This is a genomic window from Flavobacterium sp. (genome assembly GCF_029242675.1).
Taxonomy (GTDB): domain Bacteria; phylum Bacteroidota; class Bacteroidia; order Flavobacteriales; family Flavobacteriaceae; genus Flavobacterium.
The window spans coordinates 1-5,140 of the sequence record NZ_JAQWTM010000227.1 but is presented as its reverse complement, the minus strand read 5'-3'; the positions used below and the strand labels follow the sequence as shown (position 1 = coordinate 5,140).

Annotated in this window: 6 protein-coding genes; 1 reads left to right on the top strand and 5 read right to left on the bottom strand. The window is 34.3% G+C overall.

Going from position 1 to position 5,140, the window contains the following annotated elements:
* From P8M54_RS08345 to P8M54_RS08325, 5 genes are all read right to left on the bottom strand, one after another.
* The coding region (locus P8M54_RS08345) for an SDR family NAD(P)-dependent oxidoreductase (RefSeq protein WP_300287137.1) at positions 1–223 on the bottom strand (223 nt) is incomplete at its 3' end.
* 17 nt (positions 224–240) lie between these two features.
* On the bottom strand, positions 241–2,706 hold the full coding sequence (locus P8M54_RS08340) for a tyrosine-protein kinase family protein (RefSeq protein ID WP_300287135.1): 2,466 nt from the start codon (positions 2,704–2,706) through the stop codon (positions 241–243).
* Positions 2,707–2,721: 15 nt separating this feature from the next.
* Positions 2,722–3,513: a polysaccharide biosynthesis/export family protein gene (locus P8M54_RS08335; RefSeq protein WP_300287133.1), complete on the bottom strand. Its 792-nt coding sequence runs from the start codon at positions 3,511–3,513 to the stop codon at positions 2,722–2,724.
* A 72-nt stretch (positions 3,514–3,585) separates the two neighbouring features.
* Entirely contained in the window at positions 3,586–4,206 is a 621-nt protein-coding gene (recR, locus tag P8M54_RS08330; protein WP_300287131.1) for a recombination mediator RecR, read from the bottom strand.
* Positions 4,207–4,380: 174 nt separating this feature from the next.
* The gene (locus P8M54_RS08325; protein ID WP_300287129.1) at positions 4,381–4,746 is read right to left on the bottom strand and encodes a CoA-binding protein; all 366 of its coding nucleotides are present in this window, start codon (positions 4,744–4,746) and stop codon (positions 4,381–4,383) included.
* 179 nt (positions 4,747–4,925) lie between these two features.
* Between P8M54_RS08325 and P8M54_RS08320 the strand changes: the two genes are divergently transcribed.
* A partial coding sequence (locus P8M54_RS08320) for a MarC family protein (protein ID WP_300287127.1) occupies positions 4,926–5,140 on the top strand: 215 nt, incomplete at its 3' end.

The window sequence follows — 5,140 nt, the reverse complement described above, 5'->3', positions numbered from 1 at the left end:
CTTGTACTGCTTTTTCACAATCAGCTGGATTACGAATATCACCTTCGATTAAGAGAAAATTAGGATGATCAATAAAGTCCTTTAAGTTATGACGATGCCCAGTTGCAAAATTATCTAAACAAACTACTTTGTTCCCTTTGGATAAAAAGTACTCACATAAGTTAGACCCAATAAATCCGGCACCTCCAGTGATCAAAATCGTATTTATTGTATTCTTCTCCATTTTCTTTTATTTATAATTTAAGCGTTCTTCCACCTTTTAATCAGCTCTTTTTTCAGTTTTTGATACAGTGATTTTGGCTTCTCATCTTCGTGGTATCCATTAGAATACGGACCATAACCGTATCCATACCCGTATCCATATCCCGAACCATATTTTGCTTTATTTTCAAAACCATTAAATATAATACTTGTATTGGCAATTTCTCCACGCTTAACTCTGTTGTTAAGCATTGTAATCATTTCCTTTTTAGAAAAGTTTTGCCTAACGATGTAAAGTGTAACATCAGCATATTGCGATAACTCCAAGGCATCAGAAACCAAACCAACAGGAGGCGTGTCTAAGATAATATAATCGTATTCTTTCTTTAACTGCTCCATTAACTCGCCCATTGCCTCAGTTAATATTAACTCTGAAGGATTGGGCGGCACTGGTCCCGAGAGTATCACATCTAGATACGGAATTTCAGTTGTATTAACGATATCTTTTAGCTCTTTTTGACCAATGAGGTAGTTTACAATCCCTATTTCATTTGTAAGATTAAATTCAGCAGATAATTTAGGCTTGCGCAAATCTAAACCTACAACCACCGTTTTTTTTCCGCTTAAGGCAAAAACTGTAGCGATGTTTAGAGAACAAAATGTTTTTCCCTCTCCACTAACAGAAGAGGTAATCATTAGCGTTTTTCCACCTTCAACCTTCTGTTTTTTATACAAAAACTGCAAAGAAGATCGAATAGCTCTAAATGACTCCGATAATGCTGATTTAGGTTTGTCAAAAACTGCTAATTCAGAGACTTCTTTATTTAGTCCCACAACCCCAATTAGCGGTATTGATGTTAGCTTAGAAATATCGTCCGTATTTTGAATGGCATTATTAATAAAGAAAATTGTAAAAACAAATATTAACGGAATCAAAATACCTAGGAACAACGCCAAAATATAATTTACTGATGTTTTAGGTCCAACTAAACCACCTCCAACATCCTTCGCTGGATCAATAAAATGAATATCAGATAAATTGGCCGCTTTAACAATATCTGCTTCACTCCTTTTTTGCAAAAATGTATTATAAATATTATCACTTAAATCATACTTTCTTTTGATCTTGATCAATTCTTGCTGATCTTCAGGTAATTTTCTAATTGCTCCTTCCGCCTGATTAATTTTACTCGCAATTATTCCCAAGTCAAACTGTAACGACGTCTTTGCAGAGGCTATATTCTCTAACAGAACACTCTTTATAGCTTCCATTTGATTATCAAAATCTTTGAATATTTTTTCGCTTTTTACTGCATAAGCCATTTCTGACCTTTGAGTAGATAGCGCAATCAATCTCGAAACGTTACCTACGATATTAGGATCATCGATTCCCGCTACTGATGGTGCAGGCAACCTTGAATAATCTACACTGTTTTTTAAATAGGCTTTTAATGAATTACAATACGCTATTTTTCGGGCTATTTCATCTTTTTGAACATCGTAATCAGAAATTTTCTCCGAGTATTTAGCGCCTCCATCCTCAACATCAATCATGTTTCTATCCTTTCGGAACGACTTTAACTCATCACCTGTTTCTCTTAGTTGGGATTCCATGGCGACTAATGTACTGTCAATAAAACTGATTGTATTGGTTGCAAATTGATTTTTGCTGTCCAATTGTCTTTTGATCAACATTTTAACAGTGGCATTTAAATACTCTACCATTCTTGCTTTATTGGTGCCCTGCATCCCCAAGGTAATTATGGACGCACCTCGATCATCTGAACTCACATTGATTCCCTTGTACTGACCTACAGTTCCGTTAAAATCATTAAAGCGAACAAAATATTCGTTGCCTTTATAAATTCCAGGATTATCTTTGATTTCCAACTTCCAATTTAAAAAAGGAAGTGAAACCTGTTGACCTACCTTGTATCTTTTCACAAAATCCCCAGACGCTACAGCTGTGCTTCCGTATGAATTATCTGCGTAGGTAATGGTTGTAGCTGAGTTTCCTGCAAATGGTATTTTTAATTCATATTCAGAATCACTTATAAAAGTAATACTGATCAAGCTACCCGCAAGTTGTCCTTTAGTTTTATCTATATTAACATAAAAAGGCACAGCACCATATGCGTCAACTAAATTGTACTTTCCTTGCGATAAATAGTCAATGTAGTATTGCAATTTGTCCACTACTAATTCATTGTGAGATCGAGATTGAAGCGTTGTTGATATGGTTTGAACTTGATCCGAAGTGCCTCCCCAGTTGAAGGTTAAACTGGTGTTAGAGGTAAACAATGGGTTACTTTCTTCTTTAACAGAAATAAGCGTCTCCATCGCATATATTTTTTCTTTACGAATATTAACTTGATAAGCAATTGTGTAAGTGATTAGCAAACTCACCAAAAACCATTTCCAGTAACTCCCGATCTTGATTAAAAAACCTTTAAAGTCAAAACTTACTTGGTTTTCAAAAATTGAAAAATCTTTTATGTCCAACATGTTCTGAAAAGGTTTTTAATTTTTAAATAATAAAAAATAAGTAGTAGTTGCCAAAGATAGTAATGAAACCAAGGTACCTATAGATTCGATACCTGTTTTTCCTGTACCCCAAGTTTTCTGTTTTAGTGGTTTGATATATATGTAATCATTGGGTTGCAAGTAAAAATAAGGTGACTTCATAACATTAATATCCGTTAAATCGATATTATGCATTTCAGTACCCGTAGGAGTTTTACGGATAATGGTAACCGCTTTTCTATCACCAGTAATCGAAATATCACCTGAATTAGCAATAGCCTCTAAAATATTGACATGTTCCTGAAACAAAACTTTAGTCCCTGTCCCCCCAATTTCACCGTTAATAGTATACTTGAAACCAGCTAGTTTTGCGATTACAAATAAGTTAGCTTCTTTCTTGAAATAACTTTCTAACAATTGTTTTTCGATATTAAGTCGAACTTCATCAAGCGTATAGCCTATTACATTTATCTCTCCTAAAATTGGAAATCTAATATTTCCATGGTCATCTACCGTAAAACCATCAAAGTACAGTCCTGCCTCTGATTTGCTAGATTCTCCTCCATTAGTAGTATTAAAAATCTCAACTAATTTAGGGTCACTTGCTTTAATTGTAATACTTAAAACATCATTAGTTTGCAGTCGGTATGGCTTGTTTACTACCTGCGAAATCGTTGTTTGGGCTGCTGAATTATCTTTATCTTGAAGATAGATCAAATCCCGAGTTGATATACAGGAAGTCAATAAAACACTATACGTAAGCAATATATAGAATAACCTTTTACTCATTTTTTTAATTTAGACAACAAATATAGCTTTTCATTTACTATATAAAAAGTTTAGTTTTTCATTTACCATTCATTAATAACTTTTTAATGATTTCTCAAAAGGAACTCGCTGCAATATACTTCGTCCCAATGTTACTTCATCAGCATATTCCAACTCATCACCAACAGCGATTCCTCTTGCTATAGTTGAAACGATTATGTTCGTCTCTGCTATTTGTCTGTAAATAAAAAAGTTAGTTGTATCTCCTTCCATTGTTGAGCTCAAAGCAAAAATAATCTCAGATATAGCGCCTTGGTTTACTTTACTTACCAAACTAGCAATCTTTAATTGACTCGGACCCACGCCATCGATAGGAGAAATCTTCCCCCCTAAAACATGATAAACACCTCGAAATTGTCCCGTGTTTTCGATAGCCATTACATCACGAATATCTTCAACGACACAAACGAGTTGATGGTTTCTATTTATATTTGCACAAATCTCACAAGTATCCGTATCCGAGATATTATGACAACTGATACAATATTTAATGTCGTTGCGCATATCCAGCAAGGATTGGGTTAAAAAACCAATTTGTTCCTTAGGCTGTTTTAATAAATGTAGTGCCAAGCGTAAGGCCGTCCTTTTGCCAATTCCGGGTAATTGGGCAATTTCGGCTACTGCTTTTTCCAATAATTTCGAAGAGAATTCCATAATTGCAAATGTACTACTTTGATTAATTACCGTTATCGTTGATTTCTAAATTCGCGTGCGGCACAGCACTGCTTTTACTAAAATACTGTTTTCAGCTACTGAGCGCTCTGTACGCAAAGACATCTTAAACTAAGTCTATTTTAAGCTTTGCTGCACTTTTACTACCGTCCAGATTTAGTATTGGTTTGTGCTCAACAAAACTAAAGTACAAGCTACTTCTGATTTAATATCATTCAACTCAAGCAATTGATAAAATTCAGGATTCTCCGTGCCAGGGTTAAAAATAACACGCTTAGGTTTAGCTTCAATAATGTAATTGTAATAATCACGCTGACGTACTGGGTTTAAGTATAGACTTATCGTATCTATGTTTTTTAGGGGAATAGCCTTAGTTTGAATTTTAACGCCAGCAACTTCTCCCGAATTTTGCCCAATTGCAAGAACGGAATGTCCTTTTTCAACAAGCATATTCACTGCTTTAAAGGCATATCTATCTGATTTCGTACTAGCTCCTAACACTAAAGTTTTCTTATTTCTCATTTTAACTCTTATTTTTCACAAAAGTACTAAATTAGTGTAGTCCCATTTCAATTTAAATTAATATCTTTCGATTTGGTTTTAGTACTTAGAGAACAAGCGGTTGCCACAAGTTAACTATTTCTTAATCGAAAAAAAGCCTTTCTCCTAGATACAAACTTTTAATTTCGTCAAAAAAAAACATGGAACTTTTTATTTACTTATTCGCTGCATTATTTTCTGTTTTAAACCCCATTGGAACGGTCCCTATCTTTGTGGGTCTCACCATGGATGATGATGCGAAAGAGCGTTCCAGAATTTCCTTGTGGACTGCAATCAACGTATTTATAATTTTAATAATCTCATTCTTCTTAGGAGAATATGTTTTAACTTTTTTTGGAATTAAAAGTTTGTATCT

What these genes read in the sequence shown, in the direction of transcription:
- P8M54_RS08335 (WP_300287133.1), bottom strand. Translation starts at nt 3,513, where the DNA reads ATGAGTAAAAGGTTATTCTATATATTGCTTACGTATAGTGTTTTATTG.
- recR (WP_300287131.1), bottom strand. Translation starts at nt 4,206, where the DNA reads ATGGAATTCTCTTCGAAATTATTGGAAAAAGCAGTAGCCGAAATTGCC.
- P8M54_RS08340 (WP_300287135.1), bottom strand. Translation starts at nt 2,706, where the DNA reads ATGTTGGACATAAAAGATTTTTCAATTTTTGAAAACCAAGTAAGTTTT.
- P8M54_RS08325 (WP_300287129.1), bottom strand. Translation starts at nt 4,746, where the DNA reads ATGAGAAATAAGAAAACTTTAGTGTTAGGAGCTAGTACGAAATCAGAT.